Here is a 26,076-nt window from a genome sequence, read left to right on the forward strand (position 1 = left end):
ATTTGTAAAGACATTCGATAACATTTGCAATGAAATAACCGATTTTCTTAACTCTTCTAAATAATTGTCAATTCCTCCTAATAATATGTAAAACATATTGTGATTACCATTAATTGGTGTGAATATTACTGTTATCAAATTAATTACGTTTGCTGCAAAATTTTTTGAATTATTCAAATATGTTAAGATGTACTTTTGTACTATTATTTTCAGCTTTACTTGCAAATATATGTAGGTGCTATATCCTAGTAATTATAATTAGATTAACAAATAAAGTGACAAAAATCTAAAAACATATATGAAACGCATAAGTTTTTAAGTTGAACTGGTCTTACTATATTTTTGAAATGAAAGGGTGATATCATATGAAATTTAAAACTGTTGGCAATCCTAATGGACCTAAGATATTACTTATACATCCTATGTTTGCAACTTCAGAATGTTTTGTTAATTTAGTAGAGTATTTAAAAGAAGACTATTTTGTAATTACCCCAACTTTAGATGGACATGACATAAATGAAAATTCTATATTTTTATCAGTTGAAGACGAAGGGAATAAAGTGCTTGCTTATTTGAAGGATAATAGTATTAAAGAATTAGATTTTATGTTGGGGACATCCTTAGGTGCTATCATTGCATTTGAAATATATAAAAGAAATGAAATTCGTATAAATAAGGTATATTTGGACGGAGGACCATTCTTTAAATTTGGAGCATTATTACAGAAAGTTGCAGCAAAAAAATTTTGTAATATTTGTAGTGAGGTACGACAAAACCCTCAAAAGGCTATTAACAAAATAGAAAGGTTATTTAAAGGACTAGGCAATGAAATGTGTGAGGTAGCTTGCCATATAACAGAAGAAAGCATTAAAAATTTGGCACATGCTTGCTATAGTTTTACATTACCTAATTTAAAGCCAGTAGAACAGAAATCTGTTGTTTTCCTATATGGGACTAAAGAACCAGCACGTTTTTGTATTTTTAGATTGAGAAAATATAAATATAGTCGTATTATTAAAAAAAATGGTTTTAGTCATTGTGGTTATCTATTATCTTATCCCAAAGAGTATGCAGAAATGCTTAAGGAGAATACTCAATAAAAATGCGGATTTGAAAAAAGCAAAAAACGTAGCATGTATTCCAATTTGAGTTCTACATGCCACGCTCCTTAAATAATCTTCGAAAAATGTCCGGCATACAATTTTCTGTATTTTGTAGGTGTCATATCATAATGTTTTTTAAATAGACGGCTGAAATAATTATTATTGTCAAATCCGCATTTTATTGCAATTTCTGTAATGTTTAAATCCGTTTGCTTTAGGTAATTAGTTGATTTATATAATCTAATTCCATTTATGTAATCCGTAGTAGTTTTACCAGTCATTTGCTTAAAGGTTCTGCAAAAATGATGTGTAGAGAAATTGACGCAATCTGCAAGTTCATTTAGAGTAAGCTTTTCAGTATATTTTTCTTCAATTAAACGAAATACACACTGAAATTTATTTAAAATACGTTTTCTTTCCTCAAATTCATTTTCATTTAGTATCTTATCTACGTATCCTCTCAATAAATAGACAATTAGTTGATAAATATTGGCTTTTACAGCAAGCTCATATCCAATATTTTTGCTGGAATATTCTTTTAATATGGTTTTAATACATTCTAGAATCTGCAAATCATTTTCAATTAGATTTTTAAAGGTAATACGATTTAATGCTAAAGGAGCAAGATATTTGGTTTGCAGTAAATCTTCTTTATTACTAAAAAGGAAAGTAGGTTCAATACGAATTGTATAAAATTTTAAATTGTTTGAATGGCTTTCTAAATAGTGTAGTTCATTACTATTTATAATAGCAATACTCCCGGTTGTTACATCAAACTTATTTTGTGCGCATTCAAGGTAGGCTGTGCCAGCAGTAAAATAATAAATCTGTAAATGTTCATGCCAATGCCTTTTGAAATTTTCACCATTTAATATGTCGTCTTTAAAAAATATATCTACAAAACAATCTTCTTTTTTACTTTTTCTATCAAAATAAGTACTTTTATCATTCATAAATTTACCTCAAATCAATATTGTGCTAATAATAAGCAACACAGTTCTTTTAAATACTGGTATATAAGAATATTATATGGAATGTAATAAGCATTGTAAATAGCGAAATAGTGCTAAGTATTTTTAAGATGGAGGGTAAAAATGAAAAAAGATTATTTAAGAAATGACAATAAACAAAGAAATATTGTTTTACTTGTTGTTATTGCTATGACATTTATGGCTACCTTAGATTCCAGCATAGTAAATGTGGCACTGCCAGTGTTGTCTAGTAAACTGAATGTGCCACTAGCGTCTATTGAATGGATAGTCACAAGTTATTCAATTGTTATATGTTCAACATTACTATTTTTCGGAAGACTTGGCGATATTATTGGAAAAACAAAGGTATTTCAAGTCGGTACCATAGTATTTACTATTGCGTCTATGCTATGTGGATTTAGCAGTTCTTTTATCTTACTTATTGTATGCCGATTTATTCAAGGAATAGGTGCTTCTGCCTATATGGCAAATAATCATGGTATTATAACTGAATTATTTGAAAAAGAAAAGAGAGGTAAGGCATTAGGTATATTAGTTACTGCTGTTGCTATCGGAAATATGCTTGGTCCATCAGTCGGAGGAGTAATTTTATCTTTATTAAATTGGAATGCTATTTTCTTCATTAATGTTCCAATTGGTATTATTGTTTTTATTTTAGGAATTAAATTTCTTCCAGTAAGTAAAAGAAATCCTGAAAGAATGGATAAAAAAGGTGCGTTACTTCAATTTTTAGGAACCACATTATTATTTGGTTCATTAATTGCTTCACAACAAATAGGATTTTTTAATCCTTATATGATGGTAGGAATTTTGTTTGCTTTTATTTTTATTATATGGTTTTTAATGTTAGAGAGGAAACAGAAACAGCCACTGCTTGACCTTACAATTTTTAAGAATATGCAATTCTCATTGAATCTACTTTGTGCACTTACATCATTTGTTTGTATTGCAGCTTCAAGCATTTTGATTCCTTTTTATTTGCAAAATACATTAAAACTTTCACCAATTCAAGCAGGAATTTTTATGATGTTATCTCCGTTTATACTAGCGGTTTTTTCTCCGATTTTTGGGAGTATTTCTGACAAGGTTGAATCTGAAAAAATTATTTTAATTGGTTTATTTGTAATGAGTGTAGGCTTTTTCTTAATGTCAAGACTTTCGGAACATTCTCTTATTGTTTTTTGTGCTATTTTTATTTCTACAATGGCAGTTGGACAGGCGCTGTTCCAACCAGCTAATAATGCCTTAATTATGTCCACTTGTTCTAAAAATAAGCTTGGAATAGTAGGAAGCGTAAATTCGCTTGTACGAAATTTAGGACAGATAGTAGGAATCACTCTTTCTACAACTTTGCTTTATAGTTTTATGAGCTATAAAATAGGGTACCGAGTTTATGATTACATTAAAGGTAAAGATTTTGTATTTGTGTATGGAATGAGAAACGTTTATCTTATACTTGTAGTTCTTTGTTTACTTGGTGCGTTACTAACAGCCTTAAGAATTTTCAAAACAGCTAAAAGTAGAAATATTAAAAATTAAAATTAGTTTTACATGTGGTAAAATTTGTAATGATTTGATATAATTAAATACAAGATTTGTGATAAATAATCAATATTTAAATTATTGGGCCATGATAGGAAAAGAGCGGGATGTAATAATGAATAAGAACTATAAAAAAATAGTAATATTCATATTGTTAATTTTTACTGTTGTTTTTATTTTAATTAACCTAAAAGTACTTGAAGGAAATGGTGGAGAGAATTCTGCAAGACAAATAGGAAGCAGAAAAAAATTTGGAGCTACCTATATGACAACTAATAATAGGTTCTACGAAATAATTAACGATGAAATACGTTCGGTTGTAGAGAGCAATGGAGATATATTAGTAACAAGGGATGCAGCTTTAGATAAGAACAAGCAGATGCAGCAGATTTATGAGTTTATTAAATTAAAGGTTAAAGCTATTTTTATAAATCCTGTAGATTGGAAACAAATAAAGCCAGCATTAATAGCAGCTAAAAATGCAGGGATACCTGTTATTGTCGTTGATACACCTGTTTATGATGATAAGCTAGTTGCATGTACAGTAATATCTGATAATTATGATGCTGGAGTTCAATGTGCAAAATATCTTATGAAATCAAAATCGAAAGCTAATATTATGTTAATTGAACACTCTAAAGCGAAATCTGGTATTGATAGAATTAAAGGATTTGTGGATACTATTGGGGCTAGTAAACAATATAAAATAGTTGCTGCTGGAGATAGTGAAGGACAACTAGATAAAACTATGTCTTTAGTGGATGATTTGATTAAAAAGCATACTAATGTAGATGCAATTATGGCATTAAATGATCCAAGTGCTCTTGGTGCGTTAGCGGCGCTTAAAGAAAATGGACTATTAGGCAAAGTTATGGTATTTGGAGTTGATGGTTCGCCTGAAGCTAAGACAATGATTCATGATGGATTTATGACTGCTACTTCTGCTCAGTTCCCTAATAAAATTGGACATATAGCGGCTGAGAAAGCTTATGATATTTTAAAGGGAAAAAGGCTAAAAAGAGATGTAATTGTTCCTATAAGTTTAATATCAAAAGAAAATCTTCTTAAGTATGAAATAAGTGGATGGAAGTAAGGGATGGAAGATGGAATCAGATAGGAATCTAAATTATATTAACTTGTTTATGATTTTTGTAAACCTTATCATTATAGTTTTTACTTCAGAAATTATGACTATAACTTTATATAAAATTAGTTCTGAATTTATGGCAAGAGATTTTTTAGACCAAATTACAGTTATACCTTGGAAACCACAAAATATAACTATAGTGTCTATAGGCGCTTATATAATATTAATCATACTAATTACGGTAAAAAAGAAATATGCAAAATTCCTAAACAAGTGGGAAATAGCTGCTTTATTATTATGTGAGATTTTTTTTAGTGTTGCAATAATGACGGCATTGAATATGAGTTATAATGGAATCATACTGTTTATTATTGCTGATTTAGTAACAAACACCAAAGATAAAAGTAACAAAATTATATTTTTGATTCTTATGATAATTATATATATATTTAGTGTTTATGATTTCATATCACTTAAAATAAAGATGGTTTCTTTTGAAAATTTTCTTTACTACTATACTGCTAACAGACGAAGCTATTTAATGGAGTTAAAGAGTATATTGAATTCTATAAATATTATAGTATTTATATTGTATATGATTGTGTTTATTCAAGTTCAAATGAGAGAAAATGAAAAGATTACTTCATTAAACAAAAAACTAAATTTAGCTAATGAAAAATTAGAGGTTATGAATGTACAATTAAAAGAGTATGCTGTAAAGATAGGATCAATGGCTGAGACTAGAGAACGTAATCGTATGGCTAGAGAAATTCATGATACCTTGGGTCATGCACTTACAGGAATATCGGTGGGGATTGATGCTTGCTTAACAACAATAGACGTTTCTAAAGAGTTAACTAAAAAGCAGTTGAATATAATTGCAGATGTAGCAAGAGAAGCTATTAAAGATGTAAGGCGTTCCGTAAAAAAACTTCGACCAGATGCACTGGAAAATTCTAGTTTGCAAGATGCATTAAATAATATGATTTCACGCATAAGTAAGGCTACAAAAACAAAAGTTTTTTTAAATGCCAATATAAAATTATTGAAATTTGGTCATGATGAAGAGGACACTATTTATAGAATTATACAAGAGGGAATAACAAATTCAATTCGTCACGGACAAGCTGAAGAAATTTATATAGATATGATAAGGAGGGATAAACAATTAAATATAACAATAAGAGATAATGGCAAGGGATGTGCTAATGTAGAAGAGGGCTTTGGATTAAGACATATAGAGGAAAGAGTTAAGTTATTAAATGGAACTGTAGAATATGATGGCAGCGATAGTTTTTTAATAACTGTAAATATTCCAATTAGATGGGGAGATGGAAGTTGATTAAAGTATTAATTGCTGATGATCAAGAGCTAATTAGGCAAAGCTTAAAAATTGTTTTAAGTGCGAATAAGGATATTGAAATCGTTGGAACTGCATGTAATGGAAACGAAGTAGTTGAATCAGTACGTAAGTATAAACCTGATGTAATATTAATGGATGTTCGTATGCCAGAAATGGATGGGGTTCAGTGTACAAAAGTTATAAAAGAATCCTATCCAAACATTAAAATTATAGTGCTTACTACTTTTGATGATGATGAATATATATTTAATGCTTTAAAATATGGAGCTAGCGGATATTTACTTAAGGGTGTTTCTATGGATGAACTTGTAAGGGCAATTCACACTGTTGTAAATGGAGGAGCAATGATAAATCCAGATATAACGGCTAAAGTGTTTAAGCTATTTTCTCAAATGGCTCAGGGGGATATTTCTATTCAGGCTGGTACTAAAAAGAATACAGATGATATATGTGATGCAGAATGGAATATAATAAAGTGCGTAGGTTTTGGTTTATCAAATAAAGAGATTGCAAAAAAACTCAGATTATCAGAAGGAACTGTTAGGAATTATTTAAGTAATATATTAAATAAACTTAATTTTAGAGATAGAACACAATTGGCTATTTGGGCAGTTCAGACTGGGGTTATAAGAAAAATGGTGACGCAAAAATGAATTTTAAAAAGCATAATAAATTTATAATAGCAGCTATTTTAATTGTAATTATAGCAGGAGGTTCTTTTTTGTGTATAAAGTTTTTTATGGAAAGAAAAGATGCAGTATTGACTGTTGGAATAGTCTCTGGAAGTTGGAATACTCCTAGTGAAAATACTTATAAAATTTTAAATGATGATATACTAAAGTTTGAAAAAAGTCATCCAGGTGTAAAAATAAAATATACAAGTGGAATATTAAAAGAGGATTTTTCAGAGTGGATTTCACAAAAAATTCTTTTAGGCAAAGAACCTGATGTATTTATGATATTGCCTGATGATTTTAATGTATTTTCTTCAACCAGGGCATTAAAAAATTTAGATAAACTAATTAAGAACGATAAAGATTTTAATAGTAGCAAATATTATAAAGCAGCTTACGAATCTGGAAAGTATGATAAAAGTCAGTTTGCACTTCCTTATGAAAGCGTGCCAACATTAATGTTTGTAAATAAGACACTTTTATATAAAGAGGGCATTCCTGTTCCTAATAATAATTGGACATGGGATGATTTTTATAAAATTTGTGAAAAAGTCACGAAGGATACAGATAAGGATGGAGTTATTGATCAGTTTGGATGTTATGATTATACTTGGAAAGATGCGGTATACTCTAATGGAATAAAGTTATTTAATGGATCTGGAACGGAATCATATTTTGGAGATGCAAGGGTGGAGCAAGCTGTAAATTTTGTTGAAAAGTTAAATTCTTTGAATAATGGTTATCAGGTGACTTCACAAATATTTGATATGGGAAAAGTAGCATTTCGTCCACTATCATTTTCAGAGTATAGAACATATAAACCATATCCTTGGAGCATAAAGAAATATTCGAATTTTGAATGGGATTGCATTAAATTGCCATCCGGTCCAAATGGAAAAAGTGTTTCACAATTAAGTACTTTGCTTATGGGGATAAGTAGTCGTACAAAGCATGAAAAGCTTTCTTGGGAATTTTTAAAGTCATTAACCTATAATGAAGAAACGCAGAAAAATGTTTTTAAATATTCAGAGGGAATTTCACCAATAAAAAGTGTAATAGAGTCTCCCAAAAATATTGAAGAAATAAATAAAAGTATGCCTTCAGGAAGTTCTTTAAATATGAAAATTCTTGATAATATTATGGACAGTTCAGTAGTTACTCCTAAATTTAAAAAATATAACTCTGTTATGCTTAAAGCAGATAATGATATTAACAACGTAATAAATGGAAAAGAAAATTTAGATACAGCTCTTTTGATCTTGCAAAGAGAGATAAATAATATGCTGACAAATTGAATAAGCACTCAAATTTAAGTGTTGTCGTACTAAAAAGTATTCAAGTGTAATTTTAAAAAATTACGCATGAAATAATAGTACGGCAATTCTTTTTTTGTTAAAAATATAAGAAAATTACAAATGTCATATAGGAAATTACATTTGTAATGAGGTATTAATGACAAATTATAGGTGCCTATAAATTAAAATATTATTAAAATTAAAGATGTAAACGTTCGTTAGCGCTGATGAGGTTAGTTGAATTTAAAAATTACGCATATAAGTTGTTGCTTAACTATATTTAGGCTAGGAGGGGAAAGATGAGATATGTAATATTAGTAAGTCATGGACAATTTGCATCAGGACTTTATAATGCATTGTCAATGCTTGCAGGTAAAGACAGAAATGATGTAATATTTCAAGGATTAGAGGACGGAATGAGTACTGATAAATTTGGAGAAGAATTTAATACAGCTATTGAAAACGTTACAAGTAAAGACGAGATTATTCTTTTCGGAGATATTATTGGTGGATCTCCTTTGACTACAGCAGTAAATATATTAGCTAGTAAAGAAATGTTATCGAAAGCTTTTGTCCTTGGAGGAATGAATTTACCCGTTGTATTAACAGCAATTTTGATGAAGGATTCTATGGGGATAGAAGAGCTAAAGAAAATGTTATTTGAAACAGCAGAGGAGTCAATAAAAGAATTTAAAGTTGTAGATACAGATAAGGAAGATGATATTTAGGAGGGATAAAAATGTCAGTTTCATTTTTAAGAATAGATGACAGAATGATACACGGACAAACATGTACAAGGTGGGCTTTAGAGTATCCATGTGATGGTATAATAGCTGTTAATGATGCGGCAGCTAATAATCCTGTATTAAAAGCAGCTTACAAAAGTGCTAGTGGCAAAAAAACATTTGTATGGACATATGAACATTGGAAATTAAAATGCGATACAGTTTTGAAAAGTAGTACTAGATATTTTGTAATTACAAAAGAACCTATTATTATGTCTAAGATTTTGGTGGATGATAAATTTAATCCTGGTATTAAAGAGGTTATTGTAGGACCATGCAATGATAGGCCGGGAACAGTAAAATTGGGAAATAATCAATCTATAAATCAAAAGGAAGCAGAAGCTTTTGAACGTATTATGCAAGCCGGCTATAATGTGGAATTTGCTCTTCTTAAAGAAGAAGCAATAGGCAATTGGAAAAAGTTTAGAGGGCAATTTGGATTTAAATAGTTTTTAATAATATATTAGGGGGGAAAATAACTATGGGGATAAGTTTGATTCAGGCAGCTATATTTGGATTATTTGCATGCCTATCAAGTATGCCCGGTATGGGAGGAACTACCTTTGGTAACTATACCTTAGGAAGACCTTTAGTAGCAGGTTTGCTAGTTGGAATTGTTTTAGGAGACGTACAAACTGGTATTATAGTTGGGGCAGCAATTCAAGTTGTTTATATTGCACTGGTTACTCCAGGTGGCACTGTATCTGCTGATGTACGTGCAGTTAGTTATATTGGTATTCCTCTAGCTGTAGTAGCAATTAAGGGAATGGGTTTAAATCCAAGTTCTGCACAGGCAACTCAAATGGCAACTGCATTAGGGGCAGCAGTTGGAACCTTGGGGACTGTTTTATTTTATGGAACAGCAACTATAAACTTGATATGGCAGCATATAGGCTGGAAATCAATAGAAAAAGGTGATTTTAAAAAGCTTTATTTAGTTAATATGGGATTGCCATGGGTTTCTCACATTATTTGTAGTTTTATTCCAGCATTTATTATTACAAGAATGGGTTCTAGCATGGTTAAAATTATGAAGGTAGCATTGCCAATGAATGGTATACCAATGAAAACTTTATTTACAGTAGGAAGTTTGCTTCCAGCAGTAGGAATTGCAATATTATTAAAACAGGTTGTATTAAAACCAAGTGATTTTATAACCTTCTTTTTAGGTTTTACTTTGGCAGCAGTTATGAAAGTTAACTTGATTGGAGCAGCAATAATAGGTATTTTCTTTGCAATAATTAATTATAGAATTAGAATGCTTCAACTAGAAAAGCCATCTGCAGCTAAAGCGACGGGTAACGATGATGATGAGGAGGATATATAATATGGAAAAGAAAAAAATATCTAAAAAAGCTTTAAGTAAATCTTTTAAAAATTGGTTTTATGGAAATTTAACTTGTTTTTCTCAAGAGCACATGCAAACTTTTGGTTATCTTTGTGCAATGCTTCCAATAATTAAAGATTTATATGAAACAAAAGAAGAACAAAAGGAAGCTATGGAAACTTATAAAGCATTTTTTAATACAGAACCTCAGATTGGAACATTAGTTGTTGGTATGACAGCCGGTCTTGAAGAGGCAAGAGCTAATCATGAAAATATTGATGGTGAAATGATAAATGGTATTCGTGCTGGACTTATGGGGCCTTTAGCAGGCATTGGAGATTCATTAATAGTAGGTACTTTAATACCAATACTTTTAGGTATAGGGTTAGGACTTTCAACAGGGGGTTCTCCTCTAGGAGCAATATTTTATATTGTAGTGTGGAATGCTTTAATGATTTTTGGAATGAGATGGGCCTATTATAAAGGATATGCGTTAGGTGGTAAAGCTGTTCAGATGATTGTTGGAGATAAAGCTAATGCTGTCCGTGAATCTGTAATTATGGTTGGAACTATAGTGATTGGTGCAGTTGCTGCTACTTGGGTAAATATTAATACATCTTTGAAAATGTACAATTCACATGGTGGAGTAATTATAAATTTGCAAAAAACTTTAGATGGCATTTTTCCTAAAATCCTTTCAGCGGCAGCTGTAATTTTTGCATGGTGGCTTATGTCAAAGAAGAAAATATCCCCTACAATAGTAATGTTAATCTTTTTGATAGTAGCTTTTGTAGGTGTGCTCTTAGGATTCTTTAATCCAGGACTATCTTATTAATTTGTATGAGGAATCAGTATGGAAGATGAAGAAAAAAAGCAAATGTTTTATGAGGCAAAGCAGCAAAGTAGGCTCTTAAAAAATTTATCTAAATGGTCTAGAAATGTTATGGGATTATCTAGTATAGGTGTTGTAATAGCTTACTATGGTTTGTCACACTCTGGAATAAAATTTGCTTTTGGAGTTTTTGGTATTTTATTTACTGTAATTTGTGCTTCAGCATGCTTTCTAATTAATTTAGCAATAAGGAACGGGAGAAGAAATGTTAATCATATTTTAGAGATGATTAACAGTAAGTAAGAGAGCTATAGGTGTTATTTCAAACTAATGGTAAAAAGTAAGGAAATACTTTTATTCAAAAAAGACAGTAGATAAGCGAGTTTAACTATTGAAATTCATATGCACCACAATGTTCATGAAACAAAATTTTGGTATATATGAATTTCAAGTTTTAGTTTGTCAGTATGAGGTTATTAATTAAGAAGACAATGTAGAGTTGTAAAAATAAAATCAGTGTTAGTAGAATGTATCATTTGAAAACGTTTTTATAAAATGAAGTAATTTAAAGTGTAAGGGGGATAAATATGAGATTAAAACAGATAGCTGTGTTATTGCTTAGCAGTATTGTTATTGTTACAGGTAATAATTGGGTAAAAGCAAACACATCAATATCAAGTACTTCAGCATATAGACGTGAGGCATATCGTCCACAATATCATTTTACACCAGATATTGGCTGGATGAATGATCCAAATGGAATGGTTTATTATCATGGAGTATACCATTTATTCTATCAATATAATCCATATGATACAGTTTGGGGACCTATGCATTGGGGACATGCTGAAAGCAAGGACATGATAAATTGGAAACAGAAATCGATTGCTCTTGCACCGGATACAAATGGAGATATTTTTTCAGGTAGTGTAGTGGTAGACTGGAATAATAGCAGTGGACTGTTCAACAAAGTATCAGATCATACTGGTTTGGTTGCATTTTATACAACTAATTCAGCAGTAGCTAGTCAACAATATCAGAGTATGGCGTATAGTACAGATGATGGAAGTACCTGGACAAAATATAATGGCGGTAAGCCAATAATAGCTCAGCCAGAAAATACGCCTGATTTTAGGGACCCAAAGGTATCCTGGGATAATGAACATAACAAATGGGTTATGGTTCTTGCAGCAGGTAATCAAACACAATTTTATTCTTCTAACGATTTAAAAAATTGGACAAAAACAGGGGAGTTTGGAGCAGAAGGTCAAGCATCTCATGCTGGTGTTTGGGAATGCCCAGACTTATATCAAATGACTGTTAGTGGGCAAAATATAAAGAAGTGGGTGCTGTCAATAAATTTGGGTTCATCTGTAAGCCCTGATTCACCGCCAGCTGGAGGATCAGGAATGATGTATGTTGTTGGAGATTTTGATGGAAGTAAATTTATTGCGGATCCTAAATTTACAGTATCAAATAATATTGGAGCTAGTGATATTGTTAAAGGGTACTATCTACTTCCTGGAGATACTATTAATGTTTATGATGCCAAGGAGGGTGGAAACTTGTTAGGATCTGCTACAGTAGAGGATAATCAATCTACGGCTACTGTAAATTTGACTAAAGATTTAGGGAATGGTAGTGGAAAGGTATGGGTGGCAATAGTAAGAAATAAAATAGAAAAAAATAGACAAGAGATTGATTATTCTTCTGAAGTTGCTTCAACAAGTACTGGAACAAGTGCTGTAGCACCTTCAGGTCAGGATATTATCAATCCTGACTTTGAAACAGGTGATTTAACAGGATGGACAGCAACAGGAAATGAATGGTCAAATAAGAATGTAGTAGATAATAAAACATGGGGAGGAGGATCTGGTAAGTATCACTGTTCTGGTTACAGGGACCCTGCAACTGGAGGTGCTGGAGATCCTGGAACAGGTACATTGGAGTCTACTGTATTTACTTTAGGTGGAAATGGAAGTATCAATTTCTTAGTTGCAGGTGGAGATCTTCCAAAATCCGCGTATGTTACGTTGGAAGATGCTACTACCCGTAAGGAATTAACTCAATTTAATGCATCAGGTTTAAGCACAGCTACCGTTAGAAGGGTAAATTGGGATGCATCAGCATACCTTGGTAAAAAGCTTAGAATAAAGGTAGTAGATAATGCTACTGGTGCTTTTGGTCATATTGATGTAGATGATTTTCATGTATATAATACAGTTCCATATAAACCACCTGTAAATCAATTGCCTTCATATCCAGTAAATTGGATTGATTATGGACCAGATTTTTATGCGGGAGTTACCTGGAATGATACTACACAACAAACTAATGCAACAACTTCAGAATATGGGAAATATGTTCCAGATGGAAGGCGTATTCTGTTAGGTTGGATGAGTAACTGGGCATATGCAGATAGAACTCCTACAACTACTTGGAGAAGTGCTGATTCTATTCCAAGAGAAGAAAAATTAGTAGCCACAAATGATGGATATAAAATTACTCAGCAACCTATAAAAGAGCTTTCAAGTATTCGAAAAAAGCCAACAAAAACTTTAACAAATACAACGATAACTAAAGGAAATACCATGTCTTTAGGGTCAGAAGGCATATATGAAATTACATCAAAATTTAATATTAATTCAACTACCTCCAGTGAATTCGGGATAAATGTAAAAGTAGGAGGAAATCAGTATACAACTATTGGCTATGATAAAGCAACGTCAATATTATTTTTAAACCGCCATAACTCTAGTAGTTTAAATTTTCTGGATTATATGCCAAATAAACAGGAAGCACCACTAAAACCGGATGCAAAAGGTAATATTAAGCTTCAAATTTTGGTGGATAAAGACTCTGTAGAAGTTTTCGGAAGCAATGATGATAATGCTTCAGTTACAATTACGGATCAAATTTTTTCAGATAATTTAAACAATGGAATAAAACTATATAGCGTTGGTGGAAGTACTAAAGTAAATTCTCTAGCAATAACTCCTTTAAAATCAGCAGTATTTACTCCTTATATAAATAATACTTTGCCATATAACCCTAAAAGTGTCCAAAAAACTCTTCCTACAAGTGATTTTGAGTCAGGGGTTGTTCCAGGCTTTTGGAAACAAGCCGAAGGTTATGATACAACATTTACTGTATCAAATTCTACTAGTTGGTGGGGTGGAACGTACAATCAAGACGGTAAAAGTTTCCTTACTACTTTTGGGGAAAATGGTGATACGGCTTCAGGCATATTGAAGTCTAATTACTTTAAACTTAGTGGAGATGGAAAAATTAGCTTCTTAATTGGTGGAGGAAATCATCCTACATCAGAATATTTGGCTCTAGTAGACGGTGTTAATGGTAATAAATTATTTTCAGCAACAGGTGCAGATAGTGAGACATTAAGATCAGTGACTTGGGACGCTTCAAAATATGTAGGAAAAGTTGTATATTTAGAAATTGCAGATGAAAGTCAAAGTGGTTGGGGTCATATAAATCTTGATGATATAAATGTACCTCATTTTAATTGCAATATTAAAAAATATAGAACTACAGGAACTTGGGGAGAAATTGGACCATATGGTATGAAAGGCTCAAGTACCTCTGCTGTTTCTAATGGAATATACATGGCTTCCCAAAATGCTAGAAACTTAAGCTATGAAGCTAAGGTAAGTAATGTAACCTCTCTTAGTAAAACTAAATCGGGGGAAGCAGGATTAGTATTTGGAGCTAGTAAAAATTTAGCAAATGCTTATGAGTTTAATATTGATACAAGTAAAGGAGTGGCTCGTTTATTTAATAAAAAGAATGGCAAAGATTTGGCACCTGAGGTTAAGGAAACATTAAGTAGCGATAAATCATACCAACTAAAAGTATTAATAAGTGGAACAAACGTTAAAGCTTATTTAGATGGTACAAAAATATTTGATGTAAATATAACTTCTTATGCTGGTAGAAATGTAGGACTTGACGTATTAGATGGATCAGCAGATTTTCAAGATGTATCTTTCCAAAATTAGAGTAAAGATTAATTTAGGAACTTATTTATCTGTAAAGTAGACCATCAATTTAGGTATAACTGCTACAAATGAGGATAATCAATTATGATGGTCTGAACAAACAAAAAAAGAAAGTTCATTTATTAGAAAAGGTTCCTAAACACTCTAAAACTATGCCTAATTATTTTAAAGCATTTTTTCATTAAATGCAGCCTTTGCATATGATTATGAAGCAAGAACAATTAGCAAAATTAGTAGGGGTAAGAAGAGAGACTATAGAGCATTTAGAAAATGAAAAATACAACCCATCATTAAAGTTAGCCATGGATATTGCGAAAGTATTTGGAAAATCAGTGGAAGAAGTATTTCAATTTGTGGATGATAATGAAATTTAGTAAAGCATTTAAACAGATGATTTCTGAAATTAAACTTAGGAAAAAATCTAGTAGTTAAAAAGAAGCTCGTTTTAAATGAGCTTCTTTTAGTTTGGTCTGTATTTAGAGAAAAGGAGTATTTATGGCTTTATGCTTAATAAAATTATTTCAATAATAAAATATGACCCTTTCTAAGTATTGTAATGTAAGAACTAAAGTATTAAAATATAGTTAACTGGGTTATACATTAACCAGGTTAATTAAAATATTATTGAGGGGTGATTTTATGTATAAGAAAAGTACTGAAGAATATATAAATGTAATTGGAGCTAGAGAAAGAAATTTAAAAAATGTGAACGTAAAAATTCCTAAAAGAAAGATAACTATTTTCACTGGAGTTTCGGGTTCAGGAAAATCGTCCTTGGTATTTGATACTATAGCGGCAGAGTCTCAAAGACAATTAAATGAAACTTACTCCAGCTTTATAAGACATCGATTGCCTCATTATGGAGAGCCCAAGGTAGATGCTATAGAAAATTTATCTGTAGCCATTATTATTGACCAAAAGAGAATTGGAGGAAATTCAAGGTCAACAGTTGGAACTATTACAGATATATATTCACTGTTAAGACTTCTATTTTCTCGTATAGGAAACCCTTTTGTTGGTTATTCTGATGTTTTTTCATTTAACAATATTAAAGGGATGTGTACTAAGTGTGAGGGACTTGGAAAAGTTGATATGATAAGTATTGATAAATTATTGGATAAAAATAAATCCCTTAATGAAGGAGCAATACTATTTCCTACTTTTGAACCAGGAGGATGGAGATTAAAAAGATATATTTATTCAGGCTTTTTTGACAATGATAAAAAGATAAAAGATTTTACAGAAGAAGAAATGGAGCTCCTTTTATATAAGTCAGATATTAAAGTTACTACCTCTGATCCTAATTGGCCTAAGACTTCACTTTATGAAGGTCTTATTCCTAGAATAGAAAGAAGTTTTTTGAAAAAGGAGGAAGGGGAAGCAATTAAATATAAAAAGCAAATATCTAAAATTGTCAGTAGAGAAACATGTCCTATTTGTAAGGGAGCACGATTAAATAATGATGTTCTTAAGTGTAAAATAAATAACAAAAATATATGGGATTGTTCTGAAATGCAAACTATAGATTTATTGAATTTCATTCGAGGTGTCTATGATCCTAAAGGGATAACTATAGTTAATGAAATTGTTAATCGTTTAGAGCAGTTAGTTTCTATTGGTTTAGGTTATTTAAGTTTAAGCAGAGAAACCTCAACGCTTTCTGGAGGAGAATCGCAAAGAATAAAAATGGTTCGCCAATTATCCAGCAGCTTAACAGATCTTACTTATATTTTTGATGAACCGAGTGTTGGCTTACATCCTCATGATATAGATAAAATAAATATACTTTTAAAACTTTTACGGGATAAAGGTAATACAGTATTAATTGTCGAGCATGATCCTGACATCATAAAAATTGCTGACCATGTTGTTGATATGGGACCAAAAGCAGGTGTAAATGGAGGAAAAATAATGTATGAGGGGACATTAGATGGTTTATTGCAGTCTAATACTCTTACAGGAAAGTACTTACATAAAGGGTCACAAGTTAAAGGAAAGGTTAGAGAACCTAAAGGATGGTTATCTTTAAAAGATGCAAACTTACATAATCTTAAAAATATTAGTGTTAATATCCCCATAGGTGTTATGACGGTTGTGACTGGAGTCGCGGGTTCAGGAAAAAGTACATTAATTAGTCAGGTACTTCCAAAGTTTTATCCAAATACGATTTTTATAAGTCAGAAACCAATACAAGCCTCAAAACGATCTAATATTGCTACTTTTACAGGAATATTTAATGGAATAAGAGAATTGTTTTCTAAAGCTAACCATGTTAAAACTTCTTTATTCAGTTTTAATTCAGAAGGAGCTTGCCCGAATTGTAAGGGATTGGGAGTAACTTATACAGATTTAGCTTTTATGGATACTGTGATTACTACATGTGAAGTGTGTCAGGGACGCCGTTTTACAGATGAAATTCTAACATACAAATTTGGTGGCAAAAATATAAGTGAAGTTTTGAATATGACTGTTGAGGAAGCTTTAGATTTTTTTAATGAAAAAGAAATATGTGATATACTAAAAAGGTTAGTAGATGTTGGAATTACATATATTAAGCTTGGGCAATCTTTGAACACTCTATCTGGTGGTGAGCTCCAAAGGGTAAAGCTTGCATCAGAACTTGAAAGCCATGGAAATATATATGTTTTGGATGAACCTACAACAGGACTTCATATGTCGGATATATCGCAGCTTATAAAGGTTATCAATCGAATTATTGATAATGGCAGTACTGTAATTGTGATAGAGCACAATCTAGATGTTATAAGTCAAGCAGATTGGATTATTGATTTAGGACCTTTTGCTGGCCAAAATGGTGGTGAAATTATGTTTGAGGGAATCCCTTCAGATTTAATAAATAGTAAAAGGTCTATAACAGGAAAATATTTAAGTAAATATATACAGTAAGGAGAAAATGCTTATGCCTAAAAAAGAGCTAGAAGAATATTATGTTCCTTTTCAATGTATGATTATAAGTAATATTAATAGCTTTAATATTGATGGAGTAACAACAGCACAATATAATACATTGGATATTTTAGATAAGCAGGGGTCTAAGACTACAAAAGAGCTAGCAGAAATTCGAGGTATTTCTCAAGCAGGAATATCTAAGTTAACAAAAAGGTTACTAGAAAAAGGGTATGTTACTCAAGAGCGTAGAAAAACTGATCGAAGAAACTATGACATTATAATTACTGAAAGTGGTAAGGATTTTTTAATTAGATCAGAAAAGTTTAGAAATAAAATAATGAACTTAATTGAAAATACTCTTACAGAAAGAGAATTGGATTGTTTTCTCAAATTATGCAAAAAGATTACTGATTCCTATGAGGAAAAATAAATCAACATGGTTTAAACAATGGTGTGGATTTATGTCTGATATAGACATAAATCCATTAAAATATTAAATTATTGAGCAGGTCATTTGCAAATCAGTTAATGCTCCAAATTTTTGAGAGGCTGTTATAAAGCATATCAGAGCTAAAAGTTCAGAGATTTCACTATCGCTAAATTCATTTCTTAGTTTATTAAAATATTCATCATTAACAAGTTGATTTTTTGAAATAATATCAGCTATTTCAGTGGCAATTAAAATTTTTGAATCAGTTAGGTCTTTAGAAGGCTTACCTTTAGCCATACAATATTGACATCCGTTATTAAAAGCAAGGGTACGTCTCACCTCTTCCTTTAATTCAGAAGTAAATGTACTGCTATAAAAAAAACATTCCTCTAAAGAAGTCCATTTTTCCATTATGTCTTTATTGTGACCTAATAATTGTTGAAATGGTGTGTTTCCTTCATTTGAAAAAGTTATTTTTGCCATGTTATCTCTCCTCTATAAATATATTTTACTTACGACTAATATTATACAAATTATATTTTGAATATTGTATTTCACGTGAAATATAATATAATAGTAAATATAGCAATTGAAACAATAATTCAAGAAAGGTATTGACAAATGAAATTAGACGAAATAGATATATTAATTTTAAGGGAACTACAAAATGATAGTAGGTTATCTATAAGAGAATTATCTAAACATGTAAATCTTTCACCACCAGCTGTTACTGAAAGAGTGAGAAGGCTTGAAGATAATGAAATTATTGAAGGATACACAATAAAAATAAATAAGAAAAAACTTGGATTACCCATTGATTGTATAGTCAAGGTAACTATGAAGAATGGGCAGTATGAAAAATTTAAGATATTTATCAAAGAATATAAAAGAAGTGAATGGTGTTATAGAATTGCAGGAGATGGATGTTTTTTAGTTAAACTATTAGTACAATCACTAAATGAAATAGAAGAATTTATAAATGATGTATCTTCTTATGCAGTAACAGAAACTATTATAGCGCTTTCGGAAGTAGCAATAAATAATGATATTAATAAGTTTTTAAAGGAGTAAGATATGATTAAGGAATTAAAAGATTCTCAAATAAAAAGAATTATGGATATTTGGTTAGAGACTAATATTACTGCTCACAGCTTTATAGATAAAGATTATTGGGTTAAGAATTATGATGTAGTAAAAAATCAATATATACCTATTTCTCAAACTTTCATTTGTGAAGAGGATGAACAAATAAAAGGGTTTATAAGCGTTATTGATAATTCATTTATAGGAGCGTTATTTGTTTCAGAAGAGTATCAAAGGCAAGGAATAGGGAAAAAACTAATAGATTATTGTAAAAGTTTATATTCAAGTTTAGAATTATGTGCCTATGTAGAAAACATAGCTGCAGTAAATTTTTATGAGCACTGTGGTTTTAGAGTATTAGGAAAGCAAATAAATGATGATTCTGGTTTTGTTGAGTGCAGAATGAAATGGACAAAATAGGATAATTATTAGGAGAAATAATGCTTCAAAAACATGGAGGATAAAGATGTATGAATCAAGAGAAAATTATTTGGAAACAATTTTGATATTGCAAAGTGAAAATGGAAGTGTGAGATCTATTGACATAGCAAAAAAGCTTGATTTTAGTAAGCCAAGTGTGAGCCGTGCAGTGGCTATACTGAAGAATGATAAATATATTGATATAGACGAAAAAGGATATATTAAGTTAACAAGTAAGGGAGAGGAGAAAGCTAAAAGCATATATGAAAGACACAGGCTTTTAACTAAATTTTTTGTTGAAACTGCAAAGGTTGAAAAAGCTATAGCAGAAGAAGATGCATGTAGAATAGAACATATCATAAGTGATGAAACTTTTCAAGGAATTAAAGAATTTTTAAAAGATGTTTCTAAATAGTATTTTTAGTACAAATAAAAAATTATTGATAATATATAGTGATATTGCTAAGAACATAGCTTCAAAACAGAATTACTTGTTTAATAGATTCTGTTTTGAAGCTATTTTTTATTAGCCAAGTAAAAATATTGGAAGTTATTTCTGTGGTACTATAGAACATTTAATATATTTGATGTATAATAGTTAGCGTAGGCTAACTTAAATATAAGAATAATATACTGCTTTTACTTTAAAAACCATAGTAGGTGGACAAATTTTTTATATGGACAATTGTGAAGGGAAGGTGATATTTATGAAAGTATATGAATTTGGAAAAAAAGAAAATCCAGCTATTATGCTATTGCCCGGAACTTGCTGTCATTGGAAAAATAATTTTTCTAATGTAATAGATTTATTAATTGAAGATTTTTTTGTTGTTTGTGTATCATATGATGGCTTTGATGAAACAGAAAAATCAGAATTTCAGGACATGGTCACTGAGGTAAGAAAAATTGAAAATTATATTAATGAGAGATTTCAAGGGAAGATACATGCAGTGTATGGTTGTTCTTTGGGTGGATCTTTTGTAGGACTAATGGTACAGAGAAAGAAAATTTACATGAAACATGGAATTTTGGGAAGCTCAGATTTAGATCAGGCTACAAAACCAATGGCTTTATTACAAACGAAAGTTATGGTTCCCATTTTATATAGCATGTTACATAAAGGTAAGGTCCCCAAATTTATTGCAAAACAGATGTTAAAGAAAGGTGGAGAAAAATATACTAAGAATGCACTTTATATGATGGGGATAAATGGCGTTAGTATGTCCTTTGTTAGTAAAAGAAGTATAAGAAATCAGTTTTATACTGATCTGGTGACAAGATTAGAAAATAATATTCAATCACCAGAAACAACAATTCATTGCTTTTATGCTTCAAGGATGGGAGAAGAATATAAAAGCAGATATAAAAAGCATTTTATGACGCCACATATTGTAGAGCATGATTTATTACATGAAGAACTTCTCCTATGCACACCAAAGGAATGGGCTGAGGTTGTCAAGGATTGTGTATTATAAATAAGAGCTGTGTAATATTTAGAGTTCAATCTTAAAAAATATTTGCTAAGGAGGAAGTACTATGAAAATATTAATATACGGAGCAGGGGTTTTAGGTTCTTATGCTGCTTATGAGTTAAAAAGAGTAGGTCATGAGGTTACTATTTTAGCTAGATCAAGTAGATATGAAGAATTAAAAGAAAAAGGATTAGTAATTAGACATTGGTTTCAAAGAAAAACAACAAAAAATAAAATAAATGTAGTGAAAGAGTTACTGCCAGAGGAATATTATGATGCTGTTTTTATAGTTATGCAGAGCTCACAAACTAATGCTATATTACCAGTTATTACGGCAAATGTTAAGTGTCCTTTATTTGTGTTTGTTGGTAATCAAGATAAAGCAAAAGATATAAGTGAGAAAATTAAAAGTACATCTAAAAGCAATCCAAGAGTGCTTTTTGGATTTTTTAGTATTGGTGGAAGGAGAGAAGGTGGCAAGGTAATTAGTGTACATACTAAGCATCCTGATTTTGATATTGGAGATTTAGAGGGGAGGGATGATTATAAAATTATTATAGAAAAAATATTTAAGGAAACAAGCTTTAAATTGCATTATCATGTAAATATGGATGATTTTTTTAAGACTCATATTGTAGTTATTATGCCGCTTGCATATTTAGCTTATATGTCAAATTGTGATTTGAGAAAAATAGCTTGGAATAGGAAAGCACTAAATGCAGTTATCGATGCTATGATTGAGGGGCATGAGGTATTAATTAAATTGGGACACAAGGTTGATCCTGAGAGTAGTGAAAGGTTATTAAGAAATCATAGAAAAGTAGCTTATTTGGGGTTAAAGGTATGTGCAATGACACCTCTTGGTAAATTAGGAATAAGTGATCATTGTAAATCAGGTTGGAGGGAAATGGAATACTTGGACAAGAGACTATTGGAATGGGCTAAAAAATCAAATTTAGAAACACCGAATATAAATAAGCTTAGAGAACACTTAATTAAGTACGTACATAAGAAAGTTATATAAAAAACAGAGGGATTAAGAACCTCTGCTTTTATTTATACTAATTTTTCTTTTTAGATTTAGATATAAAGTAGATAATTCCAAGAACTATAAACCATACAGGTGTTACAAATAAAGCTACTCGGGTTTCGCTATTGAGAGCTAAAGTAACTATAACAAAAGCGAAAAATGCTAAAATTATGTAGTTAGCTATTGGATAAAGTGGCATTTTAAAATTATTTTTAGAAGCAAGCTCTGGATTAGCCTTGCGATATTTAATATGGCATATAACTATTATTGCCCAAATGAAGATAAAGCAGAACGTTGATATGCTAGTAATTAGTACAAATACACCTTCTGGCATAATATAGTTAAGAATAACTGCAATAAGGATTACGGCTGCAGAAAATATTGTAGCATTAGAAGGTATTTTGTGAGAAGTTAATTTCTTCATTGATTCAGGTGCATTATTTTCATTAGCAAGAGAGAAAACCATACGGCTTGTGCTGAATATACCACTATTACAAGCAGATGCAGCTGAGGTTAGTACAACAAAATTTACAATAGTTGCCGCTGCTGCTACTCCAACTGCAGCAAATACTTGAACAAATGGACTTTTATCTGGATTAATTGAATTCCATGGATAAATGCTCATTATAACAGCAAGTGCTCCTATATAGAAAATAATGATTCTAACTGGAATATTATTAATAGCTTTTGGAATAACATGTTCTGGATCTTCAGTTTCACCAGCAGTTAAGCCAACTAATTCTATTCCGGTAAAGGCAAATACCACCATTTGGAAAGAAAGAATAAAACCATTTGATCCATTTGGAAACCAGCCGCCATGCTTCCAAAGATTTGTAAAGCTAGCAGCGCCAGCACTTGTGGAAAAACCTTTAATGATCATAAAAATACCAACTATAATTAGTGCTAAAATTGCAACAACTTTAATTAAAGCAAACCAAAATTCCATTTCACCAAATAATCTTACTGCGGTAAGGTTCATAATTAATAAAATTAACAGTATTACAAGGCTTGGAACCCATCTAGGCAGACTTGGAATCCAGTATTGTACATAAAGCCCGGTGGCAGTTACATCAGCCATAGCAAGTGAAATCCAGCAGAACCAGTATGTCCAACCAGTAATGAAGGCTGCTCCGTTTCCTAAATAATCTTGTACAAAGTCTACAAATGAGTGATAGTTTAAATTAGAAACTAATAATTCCCCAAGAGCACGCATAACTAAAAAACAAATTGCTCCTGTTATCATGTAAGCAAATAAAATAGATGGACCAGCTAAGTGAATAGACCTGCCAGAACCGAGAAATAATCCAGTTCCAATTGCACCTCCTATAGCAAGCAGCTGAACATGACGATTTTTTAGACCTCTTGATAAATTTTGATTTTTTGATTTTGTTTGATCCATTTTATCCCTCCATCTTAGTCGAGAGGCATGTATCAAAAATGCCTTCTTCGCTATAAATATTTTATGATTGGAGACACAAATGGGAATAGATAAGATATGAATTGAAGTAATTTATCATATTACTTGTGTAAGATATTTTATCTGTCCCCTGTCCTTTTACCTGAGAGTTTCGCTTTTTTTATGCTTTCTCCTTCGGTGCTCTTTAAGAGTCTCTCCAAGGGTTCATCCAATAGCGGTCATCTCTAATTAAATAGATACCTGAAAGATTTACTTCTTCGGTGTATGGCAAAAGCCAAAGCTCTCCCGCTAACTTCATCTGAACAATTAAATTTTACTGTTATATATTAATATATATTTAAAGAAAAAGCAACAATTTTTTCAGTTTGTTAAGAAAAAAGTATAAAAATGAGTTTTGTGTCATTATTGAAATTCTGTTCATATAAAGTTGTTATATATGGCTATAGGCAAAATCAATCCTATTATAATAATTACCAGGTTGCGTATTTTTAAACTATTAATAAAAAAATGCTGTACTAGTAAATTTTTAAATTATTAGTACTGCATTTTTTATATATACTTTTTTAGAACAATAAGAGAAGAAAAGTTTAAAGTTAAAACTTTTTAAGAAATAGTTTTATTTAGAGGTCCTTTGTAATATAAATTCATATTAAGTACACAATATATTGTAGGAGAAGAAATGAAGAGGAGATTGTTTTGAATAGTGATATTAAATTGCAGATTATAGATTATTTCAATAAGAATATGGGTACGTATCTTGCATCAGTTAGAGGCCATATAAAAATTAGTTTATTGGCACTTATGGTATCCATTGTCATTGGAGTACCTTTGGGATACGCTTGTGTAAAATACAGAAGATATGAGAATGCTATCTTAATAATTTTTCAATCACTTAGGATAGTTCCAAGTTTGGCAATCTTAATACTTTTAATTCCTATAATGGGGATAGGTCTTAGGCCTGCAATGACAGCATTAGTGTTATTGTCTATTCCACCTATTTTAATGAATACAGCATCTGGTCTCGAAGAAACGCCTGCCTTTATGCTTGAGACAGCTTATGGAATGGGTATGACTGAAAAGCAGGTATTACTAAAGGTTAAATTTCCTTTAGCTATGCCTATGATTTTAACGGGAATTAAAACAGCTATGATTGAAATTGTTGCAAGTGCTACTTTATCCTCTAAAATAGGTGCAGGAGGACTTGGAGACATTATTTTTACAGGGTTAGCCCTTAATAGAACAGATTTAATTTTAATTGGTGGTATTTCTGTTGCGGCGTTATCTATTATAGCAGGAGTACTGCTTAATTTCATTGATAGAGCTTTGCTCAAATACAAATATATAAGAAAGTAGGAATGTAGAAATGAAAAAAAGCATTAAGCGAATAATGGTAACAGCTTTGGCTATAGTGTTTGCAGTATCTTTAACAGCTTGTGCAGGTAAAACAACTAAAAGTGGTGAAGATAAAAGTGGAACGATTCGCGTTGGATCAAAAGACTTTACCGAAAATTTAATTATTGGAGAGGTGTATACTTTAGCATTAAAAAATGCTGGCTATAGGGTTGAAAGGGTATCAAATATAGCTGGATCAGTAATTCATACCTCCATTGTAAATAATCAAATTGATTTATATCCAGAGTATACAGGTACAGGTCTATTGTCTGTACTTAAGAAAAAACCGTTGACAGATCCAGAAAAAGTTTATAATACAGTAAAAAATGACTATAAAAAACAATTTAAAATTACGTGGCTAAATTATTCGAAAGCTAATGATGGTCAGGGGCTTGTTATTAGAACTGATATAGCAAAAAAGCTTGGAATTACAACAATATCGGATTTGCAGAAGCATGCAAGTGAGCTTAGGTTTGCATCTCAAGGTGAGTTTGACCAGAGAGAAGATGGAATTCCAGCTTTGACTAAGGTATATGGTGAATTTAAATGGAAGTCGTCAAAAATATATGATAATGCATTAAAATATCAGGTGCTAAAAAATAATGAAGCAGATGTTGCGCCAGCTTACACTACAGAAGGGCAGCTAGTGAATACAAAGGAATTTACATTACTAAAAGACGATAAGCAAGTATGGCCACCTTATAATATAGCTCCTGTTGTTCGTGATAATGTTTTAAAGGCACATCCTGATATTGCAAACATTTTAAATAAGATAAGTTCTAAGCTAGATACTAAGACAGTTACTAAATTAAATTCGAGGGTTGATGTTAATAAAGAAGACTATGCAAAGGTAGCTAGAGAGTTTTATAACTCAATTAAGTAGTTTAATTAGAGGAGGATAACATG

25 protein-coding genes and 1 riboswitch are annotated in these 26,076 nt (G+C 31.0%); of the genes, 22 read left to right on the plus strand and 3 right to left on the minus strand.

All coding sequences use genetic code 11. From position 1 onward, the window contains the following. Positions 1-365 precede the first annotated feature (365 nt). Complete coding sequence (locus CA_RS07600; RefSeq protein WP_010964759.1) at positions 366-1,100, plus strand: alpha/beta fold hydrolase; 735 nt, start codon at positions 366-368, stop codon at positions 1,098-1,100. Between the two features lie 68 nt (positions 1,101-1,168). On the opposite strand, the gene CA_RS07605 is transcribed toward CA_RS07600, so the two are convergent. Further along, complete coding sequence (locus CA_RS07605; RefSeq protein WP_010964760.1) at positions 1,169-2,056, minus strand: AraC family transcriptional regulator; 888 nt, start codon at positions 2,054-2,056, stop codon at positions 1,169-1,171. 141 nt (positions 2,057-2,197) lie between these two features. Here CA_RS07605 and CA_RS07610 point away from each other — a divergent pair, with 141 nt between their 5' ends. The 14 genes from CA_RS07610 to CA_RS07675 all read left to right on the plus strand — a co-directional run bounded on the left by CA_RS07610 (position 2,198) and on the right by CA_RS07675 (position 18,356). Next, the gene (locus CA_RS07610) at positions 2,198-3,634 is read left to right on the plus strand and encodes an MFS transporter (RefSeq protein WP_010964761.1); all 1,437 of its coding nucleotides are present in this window, start codon (positions 2,198-2,200) and stop codon (positions 3,632-3,634) included. A 118-nt stretch (positions 3,635-3,752) separates the two neighbouring features. Then, positions 3,753-4,730, plus strand: a complete 978-nt coding sequence (locus tag CA_RS07615) for a sugar ABC transporter substrate-binding protein (protein ID WP_010964762.1) — start codon at positions 3,753-3,755, stop codon at positions 4,728-4,730. A gap of 10 nt (positions 4,731-4,740) precedes the next feature. Continuing rightward, positions 4,741-6,066 carry a sensor histidine kinase gene (locus CA_RS07620; protein WP_010964763.1) on the plus strand — a complete coding sequence of 442 codons (1,326 nt, stop codon included), beginning with the start codon at positions 4,741-4,743 and terminating at the stop codon, positions 6,064-6,066. Next, entirely contained in the window at positions 6,063-6,740 is a 678-nt protein-coding gene (locus CA_RS07625; RefSeq protein WP_010964764.1) for a response regulator transcription factor, read from the plus strand. The genes CA_RS07620 and CA_RS07625 overlap by 4 nt, the downstream gene beginning before the upstream one ends. After that, the gene (locus CA_RS07630; RefSeq protein ID WP_010964765.1) at positions 6,737-8,056 is read left to right on the plus strand and encodes an ABC transporter substrate-binding protein; all 1,320 of its coding nucleotides are present in this window, start codon (positions 6,737-6,739) and stop codon (positions 8,054-8,056) included. The genes CA_RS07625 and CA_RS07630 overlap by 4 nt, the downstream gene beginning before the upstream one ends. 299 nt (positions 8,057-8,355) lie before the next feature. Further along, entirely contained in the window at positions 8,356-8,784 is a 429-nt protein-coding gene (locus tag CA_RS07635; protein ID WP_010964766.1) for a PTS sugar transporter subunit IIA, read from the plus strand. An 11-nt stretch (positions 8,785-8,795) separates the two neighbouring features. Further along, positions 8,796-9,290, plus strand: coding sequence for a PTS sugar transporter subunit IIB (locus CA_RS07640; protein ID WP_010964767.1), 495 nt, complete (start codon positions 8,796-8,798; stop codon positions 9,288-9,290). A gap of 32 nt (positions 9,291-9,322) precedes the next feature. Continuing rightward, the gene (locus tag CA_RS07645; RefSeq protein WP_010964768.1) at positions 9,323-10,168 is read left to right on the plus strand and encodes a PTS mannose/fructose/sorbose/N-acetylgalactosamine transporter subunit IIC; all 846 of its coding nucleotides are present in this window, start codon (positions 9,323-9,325) and stop codon (positions 10,166-10,168) included. Position 10,169: 1 nt separating this feature from the next. Further along, on the plus strand, positions 10,170-11,003 hold the full coding sequence (locus CA_RS07650; RefSeq protein WP_010964769.1) for a PTS system mannose/fructose/sorbose family transporter subunit IID: 834 nt from the start codon (positions 10,170-10,172) through the stop codon (positions 11,001-11,003). 18 nt (positions 11,004-11,021) lie between these two features. Beyond that, complete coding sequence (locus tag CA_RS07655) at positions 11,022-11,303, plus strand: hypothetical protein (RefSeq protein WP_010964770.1); 282 nt, start codon at positions 11,022-11,024, stop codon at positions 11,301-11,303. A 284-nt stretch (positions 11,304-11,587) separates the two neighbouring features. Further along, positions 11,588-15,016 carry a GH32 C-terminal domain-containing protein gene (locus CA_RS07660; protein ID WP_010964771.1) on the plus strand — a complete coding sequence of 1,143 codons (3,429 nt, stop codon included), beginning with the start codon at positions 11,588-11,590 and terminating at the stop codon, positions 15,014-15,016. 185 nt (positions 15,017-15,201) lie between these two features. Then, positions 15,202-15,390: a helix-turn-helix transcriptional regulator gene (locus CA_RS07665; RefSeq protein WP_014518921.1), complete on the plus strand. Its 189-nt coding sequence runs from the start codon at positions 15,202-15,204 to the stop codon at positions 15,388-15,390. Positions 15,391-15,655: 265 nt separating this feature from the next. Then, positions 15,656-17,923 carry an ATP-binding cassette domain-containing protein gene (locus CA_RS07670; protein WP_010964773.1) on the plus strand — a complete coding sequence of 756 codons (2,268 nt, stop codon included), beginning with the start codon at positions 15,656-15,658 and terminating at the stop codon, positions 17,921-17,923. Positions 17,924-17,936: 13 nt separating this feature from the next. Then, positions 17,937-18,356 carry a MarR family winged helix-turn-helix transcriptional regulator gene (locus CA_RS07675; RefSeq protein WP_010964774.1) on the plus strand — a complete coding sequence of 140 codons (420 nt, stop codon included), beginning with the start codon at positions 17,937-17,939 and terminating at the stop codon, positions 18,354-18,356. Positions 18,357-18,419: 63 nt separating this feature from the next. Here CA_RS07675 and CA_RS07680 read toward each other — a convergent pair whose 3' ends face one another. Next, complete coding sequence (locus tag CA_RS07680) at positions 18,420-18,839, minus strand: carboxymuconolactone decarboxylase family protein (protein ID WP_010964775.1); 420 nt, start codon at positions 18,837-18,839, stop codon at positions 18,420-18,422. 138 nt (positions 18,840-18,977) lie between these two features. Between CA_RS07680 and CA_RS07685 the strand changes: the two genes are divergently transcribed. The 5 genes from CA_RS07685 to CA_RS07705 all read left to right on the plus strand — a co-directional run bounded on the left by CA_RS07685 (position 18,978) and on the right by CA_RS07705 (position 22,355). Further along, complete coding sequence (locus tag CA_RS07685) at positions 18,978-19,427, plus strand: Lrp/AsnC family transcriptional regulator (protein ID WP_010964776.1); 450 nt, start codon at positions 18,978-18,980, stop codon at positions 19,425-19,427. Between the two features lie 3 nt (positions 19,428-19,430). After that, on the plus strand, positions 19,431-19,859 hold the full coding sequence (locus tag CA_RS07690; RefSeq protein ID WP_010964777.1) for an N-acetyltransferase: 429 nt from the start codon (positions 19,431-19,433) through the stop codon (positions 19,857-19,859). A 46-nt stretch (positions 19,860-19,905) separates the two neighbouring features. Continuing rightward, positions 19,906-20,274 (plus strand): metal-dependent transcriptional regulator, encoded by a 369-nt coding sequence (locus CA_RS07695; RefSeq protein WP_010964778.1) that lies wholly within the window; start codon positions 19,906-19,908, stop codon positions 20,272-20,274. Between the two features lie 292 nt (positions 20,275-20,566). Continuing rightward, positions 20,567-21,334 (plus strand): 2-hydroxy-6-oxo-6-phenylhexa-2,4-dienoate hydrolase, encoded by a 768-nt coding sequence (locus CA_RS07700; protein ID WP_010964779.1) that lies wholly within the window; start codon positions 20,567-20,569, stop codon positions 21,332-21,334. 61 nt (positions 21,335-21,395) lie between these two features. Further along, on the plus strand, positions 21,396-22,355 hold the full coding sequence (locus CA_RS07705; protein ID WP_010964780.1) for a ketopantoate reductase family protein: 960 nt from the start codon (positions 21,396-21,398) through the stop codon (positions 22,353-22,355). 37 nt (positions 22,356-22,392) lie between these two features. On the opposite strand, the gene CA_RS07710 is transcribed toward CA_RS07705, so the two are convergent. Further along, entirely contained in the window at positions 22,393-23,760 is a 1,368-nt protein-coding gene (locus tag CA_RS07710; protein WP_010964781.1) for an amino acid permease, read from the minus strand. 138 nt (positions 23,761-23,898) lie between these two features. Then, a riboswitch (glycine riboswitch) is annotated at positions 23,899-23,988 on the minus strand. Positions 23,989-24,474: 486 nt separating this feature from the next. Here CA_RS07710 and CA_RS07715 point away from each other — a divergent pair. Then, positions 24,475-25,131, plus strand: coding sequence for an ABC transporter permease (locus tag CA_RS07715; RefSeq protein ID WP_010964782.1), 657 nt, complete (start codon positions 24,475-24,477; stop codon positions 25,129-25,131). Between the two features lie 10 nt (positions 25,132-25,141). Beyond that, a complete protein-coding gene (locus CA_RS07720) occupies positions 25,142-26,053 on the plus strand; it encodes a glycine betaine ABC transporter substrate-binding protein (RefSeq protein ID WP_010964783.1) in 912 nt (303 codons plus the stop codon). Positions 26,054-26,076: the final 23 nt, after the last annotated feature.

This window comes from Clostridium acetobutylicum ATCC 824 (assembly GCF_000008765.1).
Taxonomy (GTDB): domain Bacteria; phylum Bacillota; class Clostridia; order Clostridiales; family Clostridiaceae; genus Clostridium_S; species Clostridium_S acetobutylicum.

Bases quoted from the DNA above. Each gene is read 5' to 3' on its own strand.
- CA_RS07600 (WP_010964759.1), top strand. From the start codon at position 366: ATGAAATTTAAAACTGTTGGCAATCCTAATGGACCTAAGATATTACTT.
- CA_RS07605 (WP_010964760.1), bottom strand. From the start codon at position 2,056: ATGAATGATAAAAGTACTTATTTTGATAGAAAAAGTAAAAAAGAAGAT.
- CA_RS07610 (WP_010964761.1), top strand. From the start codon at position 2,198: ATGAAAAAAGATTATTTAAGAAATGACAATAAACAAAGAAATATTGTT.
- CA_RS07615 (WP_010964762.1), top strand. From the start codon at position 3,753: ATGAATAAGAACTATAAAAAAATAGTAATATTCATATTGTTAATTTTT.
- CA_RS07620 (WP_010964763.1), top strand. From the start codon at position 4,741: ATGGAATCAGATAGGAATCTAAATTATATTAACTTGTTTATGATTTTT.
- CA_RS07630 (WP_010964765.1), top strand. From the start codon at position 6,737: ATGAATTTTAAAAAGCATAATAAATTTATAATAGCAGCTATTTTAATT.
- CA_RS07635 (WP_010964766.1), top strand. From the start codon at position 8,356: ATGAGATATGTAATATTAGTAAGTCATGGACAATTTGCATCAGGACTT.
- CA_RS07640 (WP_010964767.1), top strand. From the start codon at position 8,796: ATGTCAGTTTCATTTTTAAGAATAGATGACAGAATGATACACGGACAA.
- CA_RS07645 (WP_010964768.1), top strand. From the start codon at position 9,323: ATGGGGATAAGTTTGATTCAGGCAGCTATATTTGGATTATTTGCATGC.
- CA_RS07650 (WP_010964769.1), top strand. From the start codon at position 10,170: ATGGAAAAGAAAAAAATATCTAAAAAAGCTTTAAGTAAATCTTTTAAA.
- CA_RS07655 (WP_010964770.1), top strand. From the start codon at position 11,022: ATGGAAGATGAAGAAAAAAAGCAAATGTTTTATGAGGCAAAGCAGCAA.
- CA_RS07660 (WP_010964771.1), top strand. From the start codon at position 11,588: ATGAGATTAAAACAGATAGCTGTGTTATTGCTTAGCAGTATTGTTATT.
- CA_RS07665 (WP_014518921.1), top strand. From the start codon at position 15,202: ATGCAGCCTTTGCATATGATTATGAAGCAAGAACAATTAGCAAAATTA.
- CA_RS07670 (WP_010964773.1), top strand. From the start codon at position 15,656: ATGTATAAGAAAAGTACTGAAGAATATATAAATGTAATTGGAGCTAGA.
- CA_RS07675 (WP_010964774.1), top strand. From the start codon at position 17,937: ATGCCTAAAAAAGAGCTAGAAGAATATTATGTTCCTTTTCAATGTATG.
- CA_RS07680 (WP_010964775.1), bottom strand. From the start codon at position 18,839: ATGGCAAAAATAACTTTTTCAAATGAAGGAAACACACCATTTCAACAA.
- CA_RS07685 (WP_010964776.1), top strand. From the start codon at position 18,978: ATGAAATTAGACGAAATAGATATATTAATTTTAAGGGAACTACAAAAT.
- CA_RS07690 (WP_010964777.1), top strand. From the start codon at position 19,431: ATGATTAAGGAATTAAAAGATTCTCAAATAAAAAGAATTATGGATATT.
- CA_RS07695 (WP_010964778.1), top strand. From the start codon at position 19,906: ATGTATGAATCAAGAGAAAATTATTTGGAAACAATTTTGATATTGCAA.
- CA_RS07700 (WP_010964779.1), top strand. From the start codon at position 20,567: ATGAAAGTATATGAATTTGGAAAAAAAGAAAATCCAGCTATTATGCTA.
- CA_RS07705 (WP_010964780.1), top strand. From the start codon at position 21,396: ATGAAAATATTAATATACGGAGCAGGGGTTTTAGGTTCTTATGCTGCT.
- CA_RS07710 (WP_010964781.1), bottom strand. From the start codon at position 23,760: ATGGATCAAACAAAATCAAAAAATCAAAATTTATCAAGAGGTCTAAAA.
- CA_RS07720 (WP_010964783.1), top strand. From the start codon at position 25,142: ATGAAAAAAAGCATTAAGCGAATAATGGTAACAGCTTTGGCTATAGTG.